A 21,198-nucleotide genomic window follows, 5' to 3' on the forward strand; every position below is an offset into this window, starting at 1 on the left:
ATGACTTACCCATTGCGAGCCTGTGAACCTTGGCGTTTCAATGCCGATCGCCAGGTAACGGTCGCGAGGGAATGGTAGAGAGCGGCCAGGGCGGAGCCGGGTGTCATCATGGTTGGCCGGCTGATAGAGAAGATGAACCGACAGGAGGGTAAGCCTATGGAACGTCCTCGTTTACGTCCGGACAGGTGCTTTCCGGCTTATGCGTATCTTCCCGGTCGGCAACCACATCCGGTCCGGGATCCTTTGGGGCACAGCTACCAGATGCAGCCTGTGCGGGCTGTCGCATCGCTTTCTTCGGAGGAATTCCACTGGGGACAGGATCTCTTCAATCACGGCTATTACTGGGAAGCGCATGAGGCGTGGGAAGGGATTTGGCGGGTTGCCGAGACAAACAGCCCGCTCCGCTCCTTGCTGAAGGCGCTCATCCTGCTCGCGGCGTGCGGGGTGAAGATCCGGGAACGCAAACGCGCGCCGGCGATGCGTCACGCCGGACGCGCTAGCACTCTGCTTCGCGGTTTCACGGTGGTACAGCACTCCGCGTTCTCCAACAGTCTGGGAATCTCGCCCGTATCGCTTGCTCGGCTGGCCGAAGCGACGGCGGCTGCAATGCCGGCCTTGCACGTCATCGAAGACGGGCAACCCGAGCCTGTCTTCGACTTCATCCTCGGCAAGTCCATGACGGAGCAGAATTGAACGACTTGCTGCGCTACGGCCGCGCCGTTCGTATCACATCGCACTTGAAGTGAATGAACGCGTGTGCAATATGAACACGTGTTCAACATATCGACGTGGCAAAGTTCATGGAAGCAATGTCCTATCAAAACACCTTGGCAGGTCGGTCCGTCCTATGCCGCGATGTTATTCGTTCTGCCGGAGAGCTCGTCTTGAAAGGGTTTTACGGAGAGACGACACGCAGCTATTCGATGAAAGGCCCCCAGGACTTCCTGACGGTGACGGATGCCGCCTCGGAAGCGCATATTCGAGATGTGCTTTCAGCGCATTTTCCCACTGACAGCTTTTTTGGGGAAGAGGGCGGTGGCGACATCGCCGAGCGGGTGTGGGTCGTGGATCCCGTGGATGGAACAGCCAATTTCGCGCGCGGTATTCCGCATTTCTGCATTTCCATCGCCTATGTCGAAAACGGGCGCACCGAAATCGGTGCTATCTACAATCCCGCTCTCGACGAACTCTATTTCGCCCGTCGTGGCGAGGGCGCGACGCGGAACGGGCTTCCGATCCGGGTCGCGCAAACTGAGCGCTTCGACACGGCTTCTATCGAAATGGGCTGGTCGACCCGGGTGCCGAATGCGACCTATCTCGACGTCGTCAAAAATCTGCTCGATATGGGCACCAATGTCCGCCGCGTCGGCTCGGGGGCCTTGGCCCTTGCCTATGTCGCCGATGGCCGCTCGGATGGTTATATCGAGTTGCACATGAATTCCTGGGATTGCCTTGCGGGCCTGCTGCTCGTCAGCGAAGCAGGCGGCGAGGTCTGCCCGTTCTTCGATATCGGCAGTCTGGAGGAGGGCGGGCCGGTGCTCGCAGCCGCCGCAGGCGTCGCGTTGGGCGTCAGCAAGGCTGCGAATATCCCGTTGGCCATGTCACAGGCGGCGGATCGGCTGCAGGTAACATCGGCATAACTTGAAAGCGTACCTGGCGTGCGGAGGAATGAAAATGGATGGACCTGTTTATACCCGACCTGCAATCAGCCTGGTTGGCGAAGGCCTCGGACCGCATGGCGCGGCGATCTATATCGGCGGCAGCGACGGCGCCTCCGATCTCGAACTCTTGCGCCGGCACGGCATCACCACTGTCGTAAATTGCGCCGTCAATCTCGACATCAATTTTGTGCCGGCGCAAGCAGAGCACGGCGATCTGCTTGCAAGTGGCTATGGCGGTGTTCGCTATTACAAGCTCGGCCTGATCGACGGTGAAGGCAGCCCGGATACGATGATGCTCGGCGCCTATTACATTCTCGACGGCGCGCTGCGGCAGACCATGCCGAAGCGGGAAACCTATCCCTTCCCGGACGGGGGCAATGTGCTCGTCAATTGCCGCAGCGGCCGCAGCCGCTCCGTCTCTCTGGTGGCCCTTTTCCTTCACAAGCAACAACCGCATCTCTATCCGACCTTGGACGATGCAATCGCCGTGATCCGCGAAAAGCGGGAGCTGCGACCGGACGAATGGTTCGAAACGCCGAAGCCGATGCTCTATGCGGCCGCCCGCCGCGCCTCCGAATGGATTGACGTCATCGAAGGCAGGAAGCTGCCGTAATCATGCCGACACGCGCTCTTCCGTCCATTGCCGTCATTGCCGACGCCCATTTTCATGACACGGCCGCCGATTTCGGCTTTCCCGGCATTGAGATCGACGGCCGGCGCATGACCATGCGGAGCTGGTCGGATACGCGTCAATCGACCCGCGTCTTCAACGAAAGCGCCGACGCGCTGCACGCGGCGCTCGATGAGGTGCAGCGCCGCGGCATCCGCCATGTGGTGCTGCTCGGCGACTACACCGACGACGGCCAGCGCAGCACCACCGAAACGTTGAAAGGCATCCTGCAAGGCCACAGCGACACCTATGGCACGGCCTTCTACGCGCTGCCCGGCAACCACGATATCTTCGGCCCGCGCGGTCGGCACCATACCAAGGAGTTTCTGACACAAGACGGCAGAAGACTTTCCGTCTCCAGCGATGCACGCCTGGCAGGCGAACATGTCGTCTTCAGCGGCGGCATGTATTGCGAAGGATATCCCGCGGGCCTTGGCCCCATGGCAACCTTCGGCTATTTCCGCCACCCGAACTATCTGCACTGGGAAACGCCCTTCGACGGCTCCGATGCGCCGCAAGATCGCCTTTATGAAGTCCGTTCGCCCGACGGGAGCAATATCTACCAGTTGATGGATGCATCCTATCTGGTCGAGCCTGAACCTGGACTCTGGTTGCTGATGATCGATGCCAACGTCTTCGAACCCGTCGATGATGTCTTCGAGACAGGGGAAGAGACGGCCTTCATCGACAGTACATCGGGCGGCTGGAACGCAGTTTTGCGCAGCAAGCCTTTCATCATCGACTGGATTGCCAATGTAAGCCGAAGGGCGCAGGCGCTTGGCAAGACGCTGCTTGCCTTCTCTCACTATCCGGCGCTCGATCCCTTCGACGGCGCTTCTGGCGCCGAAAGCGCGTTGTTCGGTGAAACCAGCGTCGTCCGACGCACCCCGCGCAAGGCAGTCGCCGATGCATTGTTGCGGGGGGGACTTTCCGTCCATTTCAGCGGGCATCTGCATGTCGAAGGTATCACGCGACGAGGAGATGGGCATCGCTCGCTCGCCAATATCGCCGTGCCATCCCTCGTCGCCTTTCCGCCGGCATTCAAGGTCGTTCACCCGTCGCTTGAGGAGATCGCCGTCGAGACCGTGGAAATGTCCGAACGACCGGTCAATAACCGCCTTTGCGCGGGATATGCGCAGGAAGCCGCATTTGTCGGGGAGGAGCAGGATCCGATCATCACGGCGGGAAGTTATGGCGCCTTCCTCCGCGGCCACAAGCGCGCGCTGGTGCGGCATCGCTATTTTGCGAAAGAATGGCCGGCTGACATCGTCGCTGCGATCAGGGATCAGCGGGTGGCGGATGTTCTCCGCTCGATCGGAAGAAAACCCGGGCAGCCATCCGAAGACCTTCCTTGTTCCGATCTGCCCATGTCGGAACTGATCGCCGACTGGTATTGCCTGCGCCAGGGAGGAGTCTTGGCGCTGTGGCATATCGAGCCTGAAAGGCTCGCCCTCTATCGGGCACTTGCAAGGCATTTCGGACGCGAACCGAGGCATCACGATGGCTCTCTTCAGAGCTTCCTCGGCGTTTTCTTCGGCGCACTCGGTGTTTTTCTTGATCGCGCTGAAGGCGGGTCGCGGAGAACAACTGTCCAGCTTGCACCGCAGCACGAATGTCTGGCGGTATGATCGCGAACCTGCACCTGTTGGACGATAGGGGGTGATCTGATGGAATCGGTCGTTATCAGCATCAATCTCTTCGGCGCGGTCGCTCTGCTGCTCTTTGGGCTCGGCCAGGTCAAGGACGGCATGACACGCGCCTTTGGCGCCAGGCTGCGCCTTGGCCTCGCCGCCGGTACCCGTGGGGGGCTCCGCTCCCTCATTGCCGGTTTCATTGCAACGATTGCCTTGCAAAGCTCCACGGCGACGGCTCTGATGGTGGCTTCCTTCGTGGAGAAGGACCTGATCGTGCCGGCCATGGCGCAGATCGTGCTGCTTGGCGCCAATGTCGGCACTGCAACGACGGCATGGATCGTTGCCCTGGGCCTTGGCTGGATTTCGCCGATGCTGCTCCTTGCCGGCGTCATCCTCTCGCGCACCAAATCGACGCGGCGGCAGGGTGCAGGTGCCGCCTTGGTCGGTGTCGGCCTGATGCTGCTCTCGTTGCATCTGCTTTCCGCCGCGACGGACCCCATACGCCAGTCCCCGGCACTTGGCCTTTTCATCACCATGCTCGGCAATGCCTGGCCGGTCGCGCTGATTTTCTCAGCCGTGCTCGCGGTGCTTGCATCCTCGAGCCTCGCCATCGTCGTTCTCATCCTGTCGCTCGCGGCAAACGGCGGCATCGACACCAGTCTGGTTATCGTGCTGGTTCTCGGCGCCAATCTTGGCGGCGCCGTGCCGCCGGTGCTGGCAACGTTGAAAGCGCCGGCCGCTGCCCGTCGCGTTACTCTCGGCAACCTCATCGTGCGGGCGATCGGCTGTGCCGCGGCTCTCCCCCTTGCCGGATACGCAGCCGATTTTCTGGAGATATCGCCTTTCTCCCATGCCAATTTCGCCGTCGATGCGCATCTGCTTTTCAATCTTGCTGTGGCCACGATCGCCTGGCCGCTCTCGCCGCTGCTCCTGCGCGCAACCACGGCCCTTCTTCCAGAGAAGAAGGGCGGCGAAGACGATCGCAGCTATCTCGACAACCATGACCTCAACCGGCCGGTCGCGGCTCTCGCGGGAGCAAGCCGCGAGGCTCTCATGGTGGGCGACCTGGTCGAGCGGATGCTCATGCAGGCCGGTGACGCCATGCGCGACAACGACCTGTCCAAGCTCGCCGCTATCAGCACGCTTGAAGGGCGCGTCGATCATATCCAGCATGGAATCAAGGTTTATGTCTCGAAGATTGGCCAGCACGGCTTAAGCGACAAGGACCATCGCCGCGCGATGGATATCGTCGAATATGCCATCAATCTCGAGCATATCGGCGATATCATCGAGAAAGGCATTCGCCGGGAAATTGCCAAGAAGATCAATCTCGGCCTGCAATTCTCCAGCGACGGAAAAACTGAGCTTGAGCATCTTTTCAGCATTACACTCGACAATATCCGCACGGCGCAAACGGTTTTTGCGACGCAGAATAGCGACCTCGCGCGCCAGCTGGTCGAAGTGAAGGAGGACGTGCGTCGACTGGAAAAGCAATCGGCCGAGCGTCACCTGCAACGCCTGCGCGACGGTCGGGCCGACAGTATTCAGACGAGTTCCGTGCATCTCGACATGCTGCGCGACCTGAAACGTATCAACGCGCATATTGCCTCCGTTGCCCATCCGATCCTCGATCAGAGCGGTCTTCTGAGCGAAAGCCGGATCAAGCAGGCGCTCTAGCCGGCGGTAATGCGCTCAACCAAGGCGACGGGCACGATTTGCAGTCGGGTTTCAGGTTCGTCGCTCGCAAGCGCCGTCAACACTTTCTCCGTCAAAACATCGAAAGACTGTCCGACCGTTGTCAGTTGATAGCTTTTCCAGCGGGCCTGGGGGATGTCGTCAAAACCGACGATCGACAGATCCTGCGGCACATGACGGCCCATCTCCAGCCGGGCTGCATCCATGAAGCCGAGCGCCAGCAGATCAGTGACACAGAACGCGCCATCGATATCCTTGTCGCCCAACAGGTCGCAACCTGCTTGATAACCGCTTTCATAGCTCGTCGGGCCATCGGACCAGGAAACGACGTCCACACCCTCGATGGCCATGCGCTGGCTGAAGGCGCTGACGCGCCGCATCTGTGCCGGTGTTTTGCTACCGCTTGATATGACCGCAACTTTTCGACACCGGGCCTGGACCAACCGCATTGCAGCGAGATCGGCACCATGGGAATCGTCGCTGAGCACCATGTTCGTATCCGTGCGGTCCAACCTCTGATTGATCAGGATCAGCCTGACGCCATTGGCAATACACTCATCGATGATCGATGCCGGCGGCTCACCGGAAAGAACGACGATCGCCTGCGCACGGAACTCAAACAGAAGCTCGATAAGTGGAGCGATATCCTTGCGGGCATCGGCTGCATTCAGCAACAGGCATTGCAGCCCGCGTCGCAGGAGGCCGATGCTCAGGAGATCGAGCTGCTTTGAAATGAAAGGAGAGCCGAGATTGGCTCCAACCACGCCAATCAGGTTCGAACGATCATTGTTAAGTCCCTGAGCCAGGCGATTGACGCGATAGCCAAGTTCCTGCGCGGCTTTCATTACCTTGCGCCGAACCGCCGTCGACACACTGCCGCCGGGCGTAAACGTGCGTGACACGGCCGAACGCGAAACGCCTGCCTTTCTGGCCACCTCCTCGGCCGTTACGAATCCTCTTCCCATTCATGTCCCCAATGCAAATCGATTGCCTGATGCTACAGGCCATATTGCACCGGTTTTTCCAACGTAAAAATTTGTGCCGGCGCCCAGAGGGCGCAGCGAGTATCGGGATATTCTACCGCCCCGAACGGGAGCAAGCCGACGGACAAACACGATGTGTTCCGAAAGAAGAGGCATCCATTCGAGGAACACATCGAGGACCTGCAATATCTGCAAAATATAATCGTTTAATTTCAAATAGATAAGCCAGTGATCACGTGTGCATTTTTTCATTGACAAACCGGCCTTGTCAGTAGATCATAAATTCCACGGTGACCTTTAAAACGGAATTTATATTCCATTTTCTAAAGGCAAACGATGCCTCTGGGAGGAGCCGCATCAACGCCGTCAAAGCAGGCTGCGGCCTGATACTGGAGGAATAACCATTGCCGCGCCGAACGCGTCATGCCGCCCGCCAAGGGACGGCGCAAAGCGCTCGAATGAATCTACCGAAGTGTAGGGGGCAATGTTGTGGCTACGGGGGATGGAATGGCGCTTCTAAGTGAATCGACGAAAACGAAGGTCCAGGCTCCGAAGCCGATGGCTACACCCTCGGCATGGCAGGCCTGGCGATATCGTTCCAAGGTGGCGCTTCGGGAGCCGACGACACTTGTCGGCATTCTGACCGCGCTGATCTTCACCTATCTGATCCTCGTCCCGATTATTTCCATCGTTTTCGACGCGGTACGCGTGCAGTTCGGGCATGAGCGGCGTCTTCGCCAGGATGTCGGCGATTTCACGCTCTACTATATCGATCGGGCATTTTTCTCGCCCGTCGCACACGACCTTTTTTGGCGTCCACTCCTCAACACCCTCACCGTGGCGCTCGGCGCCATCGCGCTGTCGCTGGTGATAGGCACGGTGCTTGCCTGGCTTATCAGCCGCACGGACATGTTCGGCCGTCGCTGGTTCGCGACCGCGCTCATTGTGCCGTATATGCTGCCCGCCTGGACGTTTGCACTTGCCTGGACGACGTTGTTCAAGAACCGCACCATCGGCGGACAACCCGGCTGGTTCGAAGCCATGGGTCTGACGCCACCGGACTGGGTCGCCTATGGCCGTTTCCCGATCACGATTATTCTGGCGCTCCACTATACACCCTTCGTCATCCTGCTGTTCGGATCGGCGCTTCGCCGCTTCGATTCACAATTGGAAGATTCCGCCCGGATTCTCGGCGCGCGCCGCTACCAGGTTGCCGTTCAGGTGATTCTGCCACTGATGCGCCCGGCGCTTTTGTCTTCCATGGTGCTGATTTTCGCAAAATGCCTGGGTGAGTTCGGTGTCCCCTACGTGCTTGGCCTTCCGGTGAAGTTCGAAGTTCTCTCGACCTCCCTGTTCCGCAGCATCGCGTCCCGCCAGACCGGCGTTGCCGGGGTCGTCGCCGCATCGATCATGCTGATCGGCATCATCACGCTTCTGATCGACGCACGGTTGGTCCGGGAAGCCCGCCGCTTCGTAACCATTGGCTCAAAGGGATCGATGAACCGGCAAAACCGGCTGGGCAGGATGCGCCTTCCGGCGACGGGTTTCGCTGCGGCAATCTTCATCCTCAGCGTCGGAATGCCACTGCTGACGCTTGCCCTCTCCACCGTCATGAAGATGCCGGCCAAATTTACGTTCGACAATTTCACCCTCGACTACTGGATCGGCACCGACCTTCATACGGTGGCGTTGCAGACGGGCATCTTGCTCAGCCCCGAGCTTTGGGCTGCGGCCAGGAATACGATGATGATCGTCGGGCTTGCGTCGTTGACATCCGGCATCCTCGGCCTGCTCGTCGGCTATGTCGTCATCCGCACGCCGGTCCGTGCCCTGTCGGTCTATTTGCGCCAGATTACCTTCCTGCCCTATCTGGTTCCCGGGATTGCCTTTGCGGCCGCCTATCTTTCGCTGTTCGCGGTCCCGCGCGGCCCGATGCCGGCGCTCTATGGCACCGTGACCATCCTTGTCCTGGCTCTTATTGCCGACCAGATGCCCTATGCCTCGCGTGCCGGCATCTCGGCCATGACCCAGCTCGGCAAAGACCCGGAAGAGGCGGCCCAGATCGCCGGTGCCGGATGGTTCCGCCGCATGATCTTGATCGTCATCCCCATTCAGAAGGGGTCGCTGGTGACGGGCGTGCTCCTGCCGTTCATCTCGGGCATCAAGGGCTTGAGCCTCTTCGTCATCCTGGCCGTGCCGAGCACGGACGTTCTGACGACCTATTCGTTGCGACTGGTCGATTACCACTACACGCAAGCCGCAAATGCCGTGGTTCTGATCATTGCCGCCATCGCCTATTTTGGCACGCTGCTCGCCCAGAAGCTGACCCGCACAAATCTTGCAGAAGGACTTGGAAGCTGATGCCTACCATCAACTTGCGCGGCGCGCAGAAGAACTATGGTGTAAACTCCGCCAATGCGGTGTCCGACCTGGACCTCGAAATCCGCGACGGCGAGTTCATGTGCCTGCTTGGCCCCTCCGGCTGCGGCAAGACAACGACCCTTCGGATGATCGCAGGCCTCGAAAACCTCTCGGGCGGCGAAATCCGGGTCGGAGACCGGATCATCGATTCGGTTGCGGACGGCATCTTCGTGCCGCCGGAGAAGCGCGAGATGGGCCTCGTCTTCCAGAGCTATGCCCTCTGGCCGCACTTGACGATCGAGCGCAACACCGATTTTGGCCTGCGACTGCGGAAACTCCCGAAGGCGGAACGCGAAGCCCGCGTGGAGCGCGTCATGCAGGCACTGGATATCGCCAAATATCGTGATCGTTATCCGTCGCAGCTTTCCGGCGGCCAGCAGCAGCGCGTGGCGCTCGCCCGCATGCTTGCCGTCAATCCCGGCGTGCTTCTGCTCGACGAGCCGCTGTCCAACCTCGATGCCCGGCTGCGGCTTGAAATGCGTGCCGAGTTGAAGCGGCTGCACACCGAATTCAAGACGACCATCGTCTTCGTCACCCATGACCAGTGGGAAGCAATGACGCTGGCAACGACGATCGCCGTCATGAACGAGGGCACGCTGCAGCAGATGGGCACGCCCAACGACATTTATGATCGTCCCGCCAACCGCTTCGTCGCGGAGTTCGTCGGCAGCCCGCCCATCAACATCCTGACGTTCGGGAAGCCGGGGGACTCTGACGTCGCCGACAAGGCAGAAGCCTATTTTGCGGCGCGTTATCCGCAGCTGCGCGGTATCGACTCCATCGGCATGCGGCCGGAAGCCATGGGCTATGCGGCAAGGCTGGAGGACGTGCCGCAGGGCAGCTTCTTCGGCGAAATGACGGTGACGGGCGTCCTGCCGACGGGTGGCAGCTGGATTCTCGAACTGAGGAGCGCATCCCACACGCTGTTCCTGACGACGCATGCCCTGCCGCGGGTCGATAGCGGCGAGCATGTCTTCTTCCATATCCCGCCGGAGGCCCTGCATGCCTTCGATGCGGGCGGGCAGCGGATAACCGAGGCCGACGCGGTGCTGAGGAGCAACACCTACAACTAAGCAACTGGGAACGAGCACACGCTCGCTGAAGGAGGAGCAGCATGAAGCGGAATATGACGGGCGGCAACAGCCGCCTCCTATGCGCCATGGCCATTCTGGCCATGCTGGGCGGTACGGCGAAGGCGCAGGAGCCATTCGACCTCGATGCCCTGATCGAAGCGGCGAAACAGGAAAAGCCGATCACGGTTTACGACAGCACCGGCAAGATCGTCGAAATGGCCGAGAATTTCGCCAAGAAATACGGCGTCGCCGCCGAAGGCTCCAAGGTCAAGGCGGCAGCCCAGCTCGAAATGATCATCCGCGAGGCGCGCGCCAACAACATCCAGGGCGACGTCTCGATCATCAGCGACGCGCCGGCCGCCATGGCCCAGCTCATTCCGCAGGGCTTTGCCGAAAGCTGGCTGCCGCCGGATCTCGCCAAGACCATCCCGGCCGAATACCAGGACCCGCTGACGGTCATCAACAGCGCCAATGTCTGGGCCTACAACACCGAACTCTTCGACAAATGCCCGGTTTCCAACATCTGGGAACTGACCGAGCCGAAGTGGAAGGGCAAGGTCGCCATGCAGGACCCGCTCGGCAAGGCCTCCTATGTCGACTGGTTCAACCAGATGGCCAAACATGGCGACGAAAAGGTGGCAGCCACCTACAAGGAATTCTACGGCAAGGATATTCAGACAGAAGAAACCAGTGCCACGGCTGCCTGGGTCAAGGCTCTCGCCGCCAACGCGCCGCTCCTGACCGATGCGGACGCGGCCGCCGCCGAAGCCGTCGGTGTCGCCGGCCAGAAGGAAGCCTTCATGGGCCTGATCAGCTCGGCCAAGTTCCGCGACAATGCCGAGAAGGGCTTGAAGCTCGGTCTCTGCAAGGATCTGAAGCCGTGGCTCGGCTGGCTCTATCCGGGCGTCGGCCTGATCACCAAGGGCACCGACAGTCCGAATGCGGCCAAGCTCTTCATCCATTACGCCATGACCGAAGAGGGCATCGCTCCGCAGGCGATCGACGGCAAGATGTCGTCCAATACCGAGGTCAAGCCGCCCGCCGACGAGCCATCGGGCATCATCGCCGTCCTCGACCAGGTCCTTCCCTACAGCATGGCCACCAGCCTCGACGACTGGGATGCGCGCGAGACCTGGCAGGATTTCTGGCGGGTGAATTATCAGAAATAAACGGCGGACCAGGGAGCAGACGTCATGACCCAGACCATTAAGACACAGAAGGAGAGGCGGCAGACAGCCGCCTCGGCACTGGCCCTCATCTTCTCGCTGGCGCTCGGCGGCACCGCCCGTGCCGAAGATGTGTTCAATCTCGATGCACTCATCGAGGCTGCGAAGAAAGAGCCGCCGATCACCGTCTACGCGGTCACCGGCAAGATCGTCGATACGGCCGAGGCCTTCACCGCAAAATACGGCGTGCAGGCCAGCGGCAAGAAGGTGAATGAGGCAACGCAGGTCGAACTGATGATCCGCGAGCATCAGGCCGGCAATATCGTCGGCGACGTCAGCCTCGCAACCGATGTGGCCTCGGCCATGGGCCAACTTCTTCCCGAAAGCATCGTCACCAGCTGGACCCCGCCGGATATCGAGAACGACATTTCGGAAAAGCTGCGCAATCCGCTTGTCGTCGTCTCCGATCCGCATGTGTGGACCTACAATACCGAGAAATACGACAAGTGCCCGGTCACCAACATCTGGCAGCTGACCGAGCCGCAGTGGAAGGGCAAGCTCGCCATGCTCGACCTCTTCGACAAGCCGCTCTATGCGGACTGGTTCAACCAGATCGAAACCCATCACGACGCGGACGTCGCCAAGGCCTATGAGGACCTCTACGGCAAGACGCTGGAGACCGGAGAACAGAGTGCCACGGCAGCCTGGGTGAAAGCCTTTGCTGAAAACGATCCGCTGCTTTCGGACTCGAGCACCGTTGCGGAAGCTGCCGGCGCACCCGGTCAGGCGGAACCGTTCTTCGTCATCACCTCGACGGCGAAATACCGCGATAACGAAGCTAAGGGCTTGAAGCTCGGCCTTTGCAGCGGCGTTCAGCCGTTTTCCGGCTTCCTCTATCCCGGCTTCGGCCTGATCGCCGCTCAGACGAAGAGCCCCAATGCCGCAAAGCTCTTCGTGCGTTACCTGATGACCGAAGAGGGCATCGCGCCGCAAACGATCGACGGCAAGATTTCCGGAAACGCGAAGATCGGCCTGCCGGCGGACGAAGCCTCCGGCATAGCCAAGCATCTGGACGAGCTCATGGCCTTCGATGCGGCAACCGCTGCCGACGATTTCGACAAGCGCGAGAGCTGGCAGGATTTCTGGCGTGTGAACTACAAGAAATAAACCGAAGGCAGGCTCAAGCCTGCCTTCCATTTTCCTTGGGAGGGGAAAACGATGAAACGAAACAAGCACCTGGCAATGGCCATGATGGCCGCTGGTCTCGCCACCGGGATTTCGGCAGGACCGGCCACCGCGCAAGACGCCTTCGATCTCGACGCATTGGTGACCGCCGCCAAGCAGGAAAAGCCGATCAATATCTATGATAGCACCGGCAAGATCGTCGAGATGGCCGAGAATTTCAGCGCCAAATACGGGCTGAAGGCGACGGGCATGAAGGTCTCCGCCAACAGCCAGCTGGAAATGATCATCCGCGAAAGCCAGGCCAGCAATGTGCAGGGCGACGTGGTGCTGATCACCGACGCCCCGGCGGCCCTTGCCCAGCTTCTGCCGGAAAAATTCGTCGAGAACTATCTGCCGGGCGACATGACGTCGAAAATCCCGGCACAGTTCCAGAAACCGCTGGCGATCTCCACCAATGCCAATGTCTGGGCCTACAATACCGAGGCTTACGACAAGTGCCCGATTGCCAATATCTGGGAACTGACCGAACCGAAATGGAAGGGCAAGATCGCGATGGTCGATCCCCTGACCAAGGGCAATTACACCGACTGGTTCAACCAGTTGGAGGCTCACGGCAACGACAAGGTTGCCGCCGCCTACAAGGCGCATTTCGGCAAGGAGCTCGAAACGGAGGAGAAAAGTGCGGCGGCGGCCTGGATCAAGGCGCTGGCCCAGAATGCACCGCTGGCAACGGATGGCGACGACCCGGTCGCCGAAGCCGTCGGCGCTCCCGGGCAGAAGGAGCCCTTTCTCGGCCTCCTCAGCTCCGCCAAGTTCCGCGACAATGCGGACAAGGGCTACAAGCTTGGAATCTGCACCGATCTCGATCCCTGGGTCGGCTGGAGCTATATCAAGCTGGGCCTGATCGCCTCCAAGACCCAGAGCCCGAACACCGCCAGGCTCTTCATCCATTATGTTCTGACGGAAGAAGGCATCGCTCCGCAGATGAAGGACGGCAAGCTGCCGACCAATACCGACATCAAGATGCCGGAGGACGAGCCGTCGGGCCTGCTGAAGGTGGCAGACAAGCTGTTCGACTACGATTCCTCGACCGGTCTGAACGATTTCGACCGCCGCGAAGAGTGGCAGGACTTCTGGCGCGTGAACTACACGAAATGATGCCGCAGCCGGCGCAGTTTCCACCGCGCCGGCCATTCCATCCCAAACGACAGACTGGACATGCCGATGCAAAGCGCCTCCTCGCCCGAACAGAAACCCTTGAGCCGGGATGCACTTTCCCGCTCGACGCAACTGATGGAAATCGCGAAATCGGCAGCGCTTGCCGTGCGCGATCCGCTGCTTGAGGCGTTTCGCTCGGACATGGCGGTGGACTACAAAGTCGACCTCCACGACATCGTCACCATCCATGACAAGCGCGCGGAAGCGACCATCCGAAGTTTTATTCTCGAACATGAGCCAGACTCGGCGATCATGGGCGAGGAGGGCGGCCAGGTCGGAAGCGGCAATATCCAGTGGTATGTCGATCCGATCGACGGCACCGCGAATTTTGCCCGGGGCCTGGCCTTCTGGTGCGTTTCAATCGGCGCTGTCATCGAAGGCGAAGTCGTTGCCGGTGCGATCTACGATCCCGTCGCGGACCTGATGTTCGCCGCCGATCTCAACGCTTCCTATCTGAACGGCACGCCGTTGCACTCTCGCTCGGCCCGGGAAGAGGACCGTGCCACGCTGATCACCGGCTATCCGGTGTCCCGTGATTTCAGGCTCGATGGACGGGACGTCGCGCTCGCCAATCTGGGCGAGCTGGTCGAAACCTTCTCGACGCTGCGTCGCCCGGGAAGTGCCGCTCTCAGCCTCGCCCATGTCGCCGCCGGCTGGACGGACGCTGCCGCCGGTTTCGGCGTCAATGCCTGGGATGTCGCCGCCGCCACGCTGATCCTCAAGAAAGCCGGCGGGCGATACGAGCCCCTGACCCTTGGAAAGGTGGCCTTGGGATCTGCCGACTTTCTCTGCCCCGGCTATATCGCAACAGGCGAGGGGGCAAGCTATCCGACACTGACGCGGGTGGCGCATTCCATTTCCGAAAGCCGCATTGCTAAGTTCGCGGCGTAAAGGAATAGCTGCGCATGAGCAGTTGGCGCGCGAAAAGACTGAATTGAAAACATGGAATGGCATCCGACCAATGGGAACGGCGCCTGCGGAGAAACGATATGCAGAATGTGGAGCAGGAACTCACGCCTCGGCCGGAAGCGCAAGGATTGCCAAAACTCAGCCTCATCTACGAACAGCATCCCCTCTACGGCGTCGATCTGTTCATTTCGGGCAAGGAAGGCGCAAGCGATCTCGACCTTCTACGCCGCAACGGCATCACCACTGTCGTCAATTGTGCCGTCAATCTCGACTTTAACTTCGTCGAGCAGCCACAGCTCGTCTCAGACCATGAAGGCCGTGTCTATGGGCCGGGCGAGATACGCTATTTCAAGATCGGCCTGATCGACGGCGAGGGTAATCCCGAGACCCAAATGGTCGCGGCCCATTATATCCTGCGCGCCGCACTCGAGCAGGTTCTTCCGGAAAAGCCCTCTTATCCGAGACGTGAACGCGGCAGCGTTCTCATCAATTGCCGCGGCGGCCGTTCACGCTCCGTCGCCGTTGTCGCGCTCTTTCTTCACCTGACATTGCCACAGGAATTCCCGTTGCTCGATGATGCCATCGGCTTCGTCCGCCGGCGACGGGAGCTGCCGGAAAACGAATGGTACAAAGCTCCGAAGCCCGTACTCGCCAACGCCGCGCGCCGGGCGGCCGGCTGGATCAGAACCATCGACGCCGCACAATGATACTCAAGGCGCTTGCCGGGTGAGGCCGGAGATATTCGCCGCGATCCAATTGGCGATCGGCGGTTCATATCCGTTCAACGCGGTCAATCCGCGTAGCAAGCTTCACAGGCTCCCATTTGATCGCAATCCCCAGCCGAGCAGGAGTATCCCTGTGGCTGCCGTCCAACTACCGACCACGCGCACGGCGATGCGACTCCAGCCCCGGGTGGCATTCATGACCGCGGCGGTGACAAGCGCGATCGTTATAAACACCACGCTCACCGTCCCCACGACACCGACCATCCCGTCGCGAATTGCTGAAGCCGCCGACCCGAATATGTAGCCCTCGAGCATTCCAAGCAGGATCGCCAGTACCGCTGTAAGCCATGTTGGAGATCGAAGGTTCGCAGCCGCAAGTCCGCCGAGAAGTATCAAGGGCACGCTTTCGTAGATCGGGCTGATATCAAGCGGACCTGTAAGCACCCCCGCGAAACCGAATAAAATCCATCCGATAGGCAGCATCACAACGGCTGCACGTGCATGCGAAAGACCCTGAAGCCCGGCGAAGATGCCGAGCGCCGCGACAGGAAGAATGGCTTCAGGCGACATCAGGAAGTGGGCCGCCCCATCGTAAAACGGGCCAAGACCTGTCGTCATCAGATGCGCATTGGCGTCGGCAGGGGCAACGGCGACGCCCATCGCCACGATAGCAGGAAGCAACAATATCCGGCAGATTGCTCCCGCTGTCATGCGATCGCATTCCACAGGAAGACAGCGCCGACCACTCCGACAGCTCCACCCGCCGCGCGGACGGCCACCTTGCCCCAGCGCCACTGATAGAGCAGTCCGATCACAATCCCGATCCCATGCAGCAGTCCCGTGCCAGCCACAAAGCCCATGCTGAAGAACAGGGCATTCTCGCCCACAGGCAGTTCGGCACCATGCGCGTAGCCGTGGAAGATTGCGAAGATGCCGACGAGGATCGCCGCAGCAAACAGGGGCGGGCGCGCCTCGGTCAACACTGCCGCGCCGAGCAGAACGCCGGAAAGAGCGATACCGATCTCGAAGCCGGGCATGGGCGCGCCGACGAGTCCCAGAAGGCCGCCGAACGCCATGACGACCGGGAACGTGATCGGCAGCAACCAGATCGCGGGCCTGCCGAGTTGCGCGCCCCACAGACCGACGGCCATCATCGCGGCGACATGGTCCGGTCCCATGATCGGGTGAAGAAACCCGGCGAAGAAGCCTGAAGCCCCGCTCGCGCCGGCATGTGCTTCGGCGACGCCGGCGGTCAACAGCAGTGCAACGAAGGCCAGGCCGATATTCCGCACTATCGAAGCTCTCATGCCAGTCCTCCAAACATCGCGACGATCCTGTCGATCGTCCAGTAGGCACCAAGCCCGCCCACCACATAGGCGGGCAGCAGTTCCATTCCACGCGGCAACCTGATCTCGATCGATTTCAGCGCCGCGATGAGCAGCAGGATCAGTGCGACGAATGCGAGCTGGCCCGCCTCGACGCCGAGATTGAAGAGGAGCAGCGCGAAGGGAATGTCACCCTGCGGCAGGCCGAGCGCCGTCAGGCCGCTTGCAAAACCGAATCCGTGCAGCAGCCCGAAGGCGAAGGAGACGATCCACGGATGGCGGATCGTGAAGCTGGTTTGACTCCGCCATGCGCGGACAATCTCGGGCCCAAAGAACAGGATGGACAGCGCGATCGTCGCATTGAGCGGAAGCGCCGGAATCTCGACCTTGCCGAGCGTCGCGACTGCCAGCGTGATCGAATGGGCCACCGTGAAGGCGGTAATCGTCTTGAATAGCATCCAGCGCGACCGGACGATGAACAGCAGTCCCAGTACGAACAGCAGGTGGTCGATGCCCATGAGGATATGCTCGAAGCCGCTGACGAAATAGATGCGGGCAGCTTCAAGCGGGCTCCGCTCGGTGGCGAAATCGATCCAGGGCTGGGAAGGACGGATCATCGTCGTGGTGACCGTGCCGTCGAGCATATGCACCCGCACGAGAACATCGGTTATGGTCGCCTGAAGCCCGACGAAGTCCGCGCGCTTGCCCGCGATACCGCCGTCATCGGTATCGATGATACGCGATTCGACGAGGGAATCCGGGAGCGCGCGCTCGGCAGGCGGCGTCACGTCGCGGATGTCCTCGGAGAAGCGAAGCACAACGGGAAGGCGCATGCCGGACAGGACGGGCGTGCGCCAGACGACCTTGTAGCGTGCCGGCCCCGTCTGATCGATCTGCAGGAAGGCAGGCCGAATTTCGTGCGCGAAGGCCGTCACCGGAAAGGCGAACAGGCTCATCGCGGCAGCGAAAAGTAGACGCCAGAGCACAGCAGGGAGCAAGGATCGGCCGATCATTGCGCCGACACCTCGAACTCGGTGCTGGTTCCGGGCGGTATCTGGAGGCCTTGAAGGTCGCTCGCCTCGATGACCGGCACAGTGATCGAATATTGCGCGCGCATATCCGCCAGCGCCGATGCTTTGATTTGCCTGTACTGTTCATCGATCCAACGCGCCTTGACGTTCGGCTCGACCTCCGAAAATGTCGGGACACGACCAGGATCGATGGCGTCGATCCAGACCAGATGCCATCCGTATCCGGACTGGATCGGCCCATGCCACGTGCCCGGCGTGAGCTGGAACAGAGCCCTGGAAAAATCCGGGCCGAACTCCTTCGCCGTCTGCTCCGGGGTAGCGTCACCGTAATGGGCCTTGAACATGAAGGGATCGCCGACCGCGCCGACGATGTCGTCCGGCGACTTCCCACCGACGATGGCGAGGGCGGCCAAGGCAGCGTCCCGTGTCACCCTCCCATGCCTGTCCGACGAGAAGTATAGATGTCTGAAGCTGGCATGCCCCGGCAGAGCGAAGCTCGCGGCATTCCGGCTGAACCAGGTTTCAAGTTGTTCGGATGTCGGCTCCTGCAACGCTGCCACGTCGGCGGCAAGGAAGTCCATCTTCTGCGCCAGCCTGCGCTTGACCACCTCGTCGTCACGGTCGAGCCCGAGATTGACGGCCTCCCGAAACAGGATTTCCTGCGACACTTTCTGATCAACCAATCCCTGGACCTGCTCGATCGTCGGCGCCGAACGTCCCTGGGCGAGCCAGCTGATGGCGAGCTGCCGCACGTCGTCCTTCGTCAGTACGATTCTCTTGGTGTCCGCACCGCCCTCCGGGGTCGGATTGAGATAGTGGAAGCCGCCGAACAGGGCGGCTCCGACGAAAAGGAAGTGAAGTAGCGGCTCCCGCAGCAGACGCCACCTGTCGCCGCTCTTTTCGCGCTCGGCAGCAGGGGAATCTTCGGGAGCGATCGACAACACTCTCATGGACGACACCCCGACACTACTGCGCGACCGACACAACTTCGTAGTTCGCAAACCCGAATTCGTTGCTACGGGCGGCGATGTATTTGTCGCCCGACGTGTAGACGGTCAGTTCGAACGCCGTGCCGTCGATGGTCGTGACGATATGGCCGTCCTTGATTTCGTAGGCCGCTGATCCCGATGGGCTCGGATGCATGGCCTGCAACAGCTCATCCGCGCGCGGCGCGGCGTCGTTGACCTTCGTCACGACACGCTGTCCGCTTTCACCGAAGAGCACATCGAAGGTCTCGTTGGTGACTGTGTTGCGCACTTTGAAAATCTTGCCGACCGCGAGCTGTTTGAGCTGGTCATCGGTCAATGCCGTCGATCCGGACTTGGTGAGGTCGTCGACGGTCAGGCCACGCTCTGCCTTGGCGATCGCCGCGGGGGACGGCGTGTACCAGATCGGCGTCGTCCAGGCACGTTCCTGCACGGTCGCAGGAGCATTGCTCGGCGGCAGCACGCCCAGCTTGGCGGCATCATAGGTGCTCCAGCGCGGAGTCGGAATCTGCAGGACGCGGGAATAGTAGAAGGCGTGCAGACCTGGATCGAATTCCGGATCGGTCCAGACCGCCTTCAGCTCGACCGAGCCGATGTCGTTGGTGTAGGTCGCCTTGTCGATGTCCACGGTGCTCCCGACCGGAGGAAGCCTGCCCGTAACAGGGTCGGGCTGGCGAGCACCTGACCACGCCACGTCGTAGATCTTCTCGAACACCTGACCCTGTTTGGTCCAGCCCTTGACGATCTGGATACGGTCGAGGTTGCCGTCCGCGGGGTCCTTCACGGCATTGACGACGAACGACGGAACCTTGTCGTCGGCGGGTGCGAGATCGCCGCCCATGGGCACGCCGCTGGCATATGCGGTTTTCGCCCAGTCCTCGTTCGATAGCAGCCCCTTGTCAAAGTCCCAGCCGCCGAACATCCGGGCCTGGATGCGGACACCGCTCGTCCCATAGACTTCCTTGCGCTGCATGGCGGAGAAGATCGACTCGCGGGTGTTCTCCTCGGCCCAGACGGCGGTCAGGCCGGATGTTCCGGTCTTGAGGATGTCCATTCCGGCCTCGACCTTACCGGCGAGCCGCGCCTTCGCAGTCGCATCGACAAGCCCGTGTGCGCCGAAGAAATTCGACTGCGAATATGCGGTGACGGTGTTGTGCGAGTCGCCCCCGCCGACGACCCCGAACTTGTAGGGATTGTATCCCCGTGTCGCCTGCATCGCCAATCCGTTTTCATAAGCTTCGCGGGCATAGCTTCCGTGCAGCTTTGACGAGCTGTTATCGATGCCGATGAGATAGTTCATAATCTCGTAGTTCGCGAACTCGTCGTTCGGCGAGAGGTCTGGATGTGTTTCCGAGACACCCTTGATCTGCTTGATTTCATTTAGCGGTTCGTTGGTCATGCGCTGCTGCGCCCAGGCAAGGTCGAGCGGATTGCCCTTGCTGTCCACGTCGATCGGAAACATGATGCCATTCGAAAGGTTGGCGTTGTGAGAGATCGCGAGAACCTCGTTTCCGGCCTTGCGCTGTCCGTCCATCCATGTCCACAGATCTTCCGGGTGGTCGGAGTCCATCGCGGTGAACGGGCTGGGGGGAAGCTTGGAGCAGTCCTTGAAGAACACGTTGCGATGCATGTTCTGGCTGTTCGGCATCGACGTCCATTCGTAGGAGCAGAAGGTCGTGAACTGGCCGGGCTTGTAGTATTTGTCCGCGATTGCGGTGTTCTCCTGCCAGACAGTCCCACTCAGCTTGGGATCGCTCAGTTCGGCAATGGTCTTGTGGCTGGCAATGCTTCCAGCAAGCCATTGGAAGATTTTAACGGCAGGGTTGTCCTTGGTGACCTTCAGCTTCTCGGCAATCGGGAGTTTGCTGAGGGAAGATGTAGGATCGTTGGCCAGCCGGATGACGCCGACATATTCGGAATGATCGGTCACCCCTTGAAAATCCAGGGGAGTCTTGATCTGCACGTCATATCCGGCAGGGTGCTTGACGACGTTCCCCATCGAATACTGGTAAGCTTCCGCCGGGCCGGTCACCGTATTGCCGATGATGTACGCGTCCAACGACCAACTTGTGTGCTGATGGGTTTGCCCGAAATAGGCATGTCGCTCCTGGGCTGAGACCGACGTGACGGCAAGGGTAAGGACGGATGACGAAAGCAGCAGCATTCTTTTGTTTGTCATGCGCATTTGAGGCATCCTTTGCTCATTGTCCGAAATTTTTGATCTGCAAGGGGGCTGTCAAAAGTTCACCGCGGGAAGAAAAATGCCTGTCAGGAACCGCCGCCAGGTATCGCAGCCCGGCCGTCGGGCTGATAGGCACAGACCACTCGCGCCTTCCAGTCATGGGTGGGTTCCCTACTCGGCGCGAAGGGCCAGGCCTGCAGCGCGAAGGAGACCTTGTGGCAGCGGGCAGCGCGGCCACCGCCGTCCTGGTAAACTTTAGCAGTCGGGTCGGCATCAACCTCATGCTGTGCTCGTAGCTTGGCTCCTTGGACGCGGGATATCTGTTCCGCAGCCT

Annotated in this window: 18 protein-coding genes; 12 read left to right on the forward strand and 6 right to left on the reverse strand. The window is 60.6% G+C overall.

Annotation, left to right across the window (positions count from 1 at the left end; genetic code table 11):
• The first annotated feature begins 156 nt into the window (after positions 1–156).
• The 5 genes from ASD31_RS18065 (at position 157) to ASD31_RS18085 (ending at position 5,642) form a co-directional block, all read left to right on the forward strand.
• On the forward strand, positions 157–693 hold the full coding sequence (locus ASD31_RS18065; protein WP_082520625.1) for a DUF309 domain-containing protein: 537 nt from the start codon (positions 157–159) through the stop codon (positions 691–693).
• A gap of 107 nt (positions 694–800) precedes the next feature.
• Complete coding sequence (locus ASD31_RS18070; protein ID WP_056336885.1) at positions 801–1,640, forward strand: inositol monophosphatase family protein; 840 nt, start codon at positions 801–803, stop codon at positions 1,638–1,640.
• 34 nt (positions 1,641–1,674) lie between these two features.
• Entirely contained in the window at positions 1,675–2,274 is a 600-nt protein-coding gene (locus tag ASD31_RS18075) for a dual specificity protein phosphatase family protein (RefSeq protein ID WP_056336888.1), read from the forward strand.
• Between the two features lie 2 nt (positions 2,275–2,276).
• Entirely contained in the window at positions 2,277–3,959 is a 1,683-nt protein-coding gene (locus tag ASD31_RS18080) for a metallophosphoesterase family protein (protein ID WP_056336891.1), read from the forward strand.
• 39 nt (positions 3,960–3,998) lie between these two features.
• Positions 3,999–5,642 carry a Na/Pi cotransporter family protein gene (locus ASD31_RS18085; protein ID WP_056336893.1) on the forward strand — a complete coding sequence of 548 codons (1,644 nt, stop codon included), beginning with the start codon at positions 3,999–4,001 and terminating at the stop codon, positions 5,640–5,642.
• Here ASD31_RS18085 and ASD31_RS18090 read toward each other — a convergent pair.
• Complete coding sequence (locus ASD31_RS18090) at positions 5,639–6,625, reverse strand: LacI family DNA-binding transcriptional regulator (protein WP_056336895.1); 987 nt, start codon at positions 6,623–6,625, stop codon at positions 5,639–5,641. The genes ASD31_RS18085 and ASD31_RS18090 overlap by 4 nt on opposite strands.
• A gap of 525 nt (positions 6,626–7,150) precedes the next feature.
• Between ASD31_RS18090 and ASD31_RS18095 the strand changes: the two genes are divergently transcribed.
• The 7 genes from ASD31_RS18095 to ASD31_RS18125 all read left to right on the forward strand — a co-directional run bounded on the left by ASD31_RS18095 (position 7,151) and on the right by ASD31_RS18125 (position 15,322).
• On the forward strand, positions 7,151–9,004 hold the full coding sequence (locus tag ASD31_RS18095; protein WP_056336898.1) for an ABC transporter permease: 1,854 nt from the start codon (positions 7,151–7,153) through the stop codon (positions 9,002–9,004).
• Positions 9,004–10,137: an ABC transporter ATP-binding protein gene (locus ASD31_RS18100; protein WP_056336900.1), complete on the forward strand. Its 1,134-nt coding sequence runs from the start codon at positions 9,004–9,006 to the stop codon at positions 10,135–10,137. The genes ASD31_RS18095 and ASD31_RS18100 overlap by 1 nt, the downstream gene beginning before the upstream one ends.
• 41 nt (positions 10,138–10,178) lie before the next feature.
• The gene (locus tag ASD31_RS18105) at positions 10,179–11,306 is read left to right on the forward strand and encodes an ABC transporter substrate-binding protein (RefSeq protein ID WP_056336903.1); all 1,128 of its coding nucleotides are present in this window, start codon (positions 10,179–10,181) and stop codon (positions 11,304–11,306) included.
• A 24-nt stretch (positions 11,307–11,330) separates the two neighbouring features.
• Positions 11,331–12,470, forward strand: a complete 1,140-nt coding sequence (locus tag ASD31_RS18110; RefSeq protein ID WP_056336906.1) for an ABC transporter substrate-binding protein — start codon at positions 11,331–11,333, stop codon at positions 12,468–12,470.
• Positions 12,471–12,521: 51 nt separating this feature from the next.
• Complete coding sequence (locus ASD31_RS18115; RefSeq protein ID WP_056336908.1) at positions 12,522–13,646, forward strand: ABC transporter substrate-binding protein; 1,125 nt, start codon at positions 12,522–12,524, stop codon at positions 13,644–13,646.
• Positions 13,647–13,706: 60 nt separating this feature from the next.
• Positions 13,707–14,597, forward strand: coding sequence for an inositol monophosphatase family protein (locus ASD31_RS18120; protein ID WP_156392705.1), 891 nt, complete (start codon positions 13,707–13,709; stop codon positions 14,595–14,597).
• A 98-nt stretch (positions 14,598–14,695) separates the two neighbouring features.
• Positions 14,696–15,322: a dual specificity protein phosphatase family protein gene (locus ASD31_RS18125; protein ID WP_056337280.1), complete on the forward strand. Its 627-nt coding sequence runs from the start codon at positions 14,696–14,698 to the stop codon at positions 15,320–15,322.
• Between the two features lie 102 nt (positions 15,323–15,424).
• Here ASD31_RS18125 and ASD31_RS18130 read toward each other — a convergent pair whose 3' ends face one another.
• Genes ASD31_RS18130 through ASD31_RS18150 form a run of 5 tightly spaced genes read right to left on the reverse strand, consistent with a single transcriptional unit; the run spans position 15,425 to position 20,867 of the window.
• Positions 15,425–16,051 carry a HupE/UreJ family protein gene (locus tag ASD31_RS18130; RefSeq protein WP_056336914.1) on the reverse strand — a complete coding sequence of 209 codons (627 nt, stop codon included), beginning with the start codon at positions 16,049–16,051 and terminating at the stop codon, positions 15,425–15,427.
• Complete coding sequence (locus tag ASD31_RS18135; RefSeq protein ID WP_056336917.1) at positions 16,048–16,647, reverse strand: HupE/UreJ family protein; 600 nt, start codon at positions 16,645–16,647, stop codon at positions 16,048–16,050. Before ASD31_RS18135 ends, ASD31_RS18130 begins: the two co-directional genes overlap by 4 nt.
• Complete coding sequence (locus ASD31_RS18140; RefSeq protein ID WP_056336920.1) at positions 16,644–17,678, reverse strand: HupE/UreJ family protein; 1,035 nt, start codon at positions 17,676–17,678, stop codon at positions 16,644–16,646. Before ASD31_RS18140 ends, ASD31_RS18135 begins: the two co-directional genes overlap by 4 nt.
• Positions 17,675–18,646, reverse strand: a complete 972-nt coding sequence (locus ASD31_RS18145; RefSeq protein WP_056336922.1) for a peptidyl-prolyl cis-trans isomerase — start codon at positions 18,644–18,646, stop codon at positions 17,675–17,677. Before ASD31_RS18145 ends, ASD31_RS18140 begins: the two co-directional genes overlap by 4 nt.
• Before the next feature lie 16 nt (positions 18,647–18,662).
• Positions 18,663–20,867 (reverse strand): DUF3604 domain-containing protein, encoded by a 2,205-nt coding sequence (locus ASD31_RS18150; protein WP_056336926.1) that lies wholly within the window; start codon positions 20,865–20,867, stop codon positions 18,663–18,665.
• Positions 20,868–21,198: the final 331 nt, after the last annotated feature.

Origin of the sequence: Rhizobium sp. Root482 (genome assembly GCF_001426565.1) — a bacterium.
Lineage (GTDB): Bacteria > Pseudomonadota > Alphaproteobacteria > Rhizobiales > Rhizobiaceae > Pararhizobium.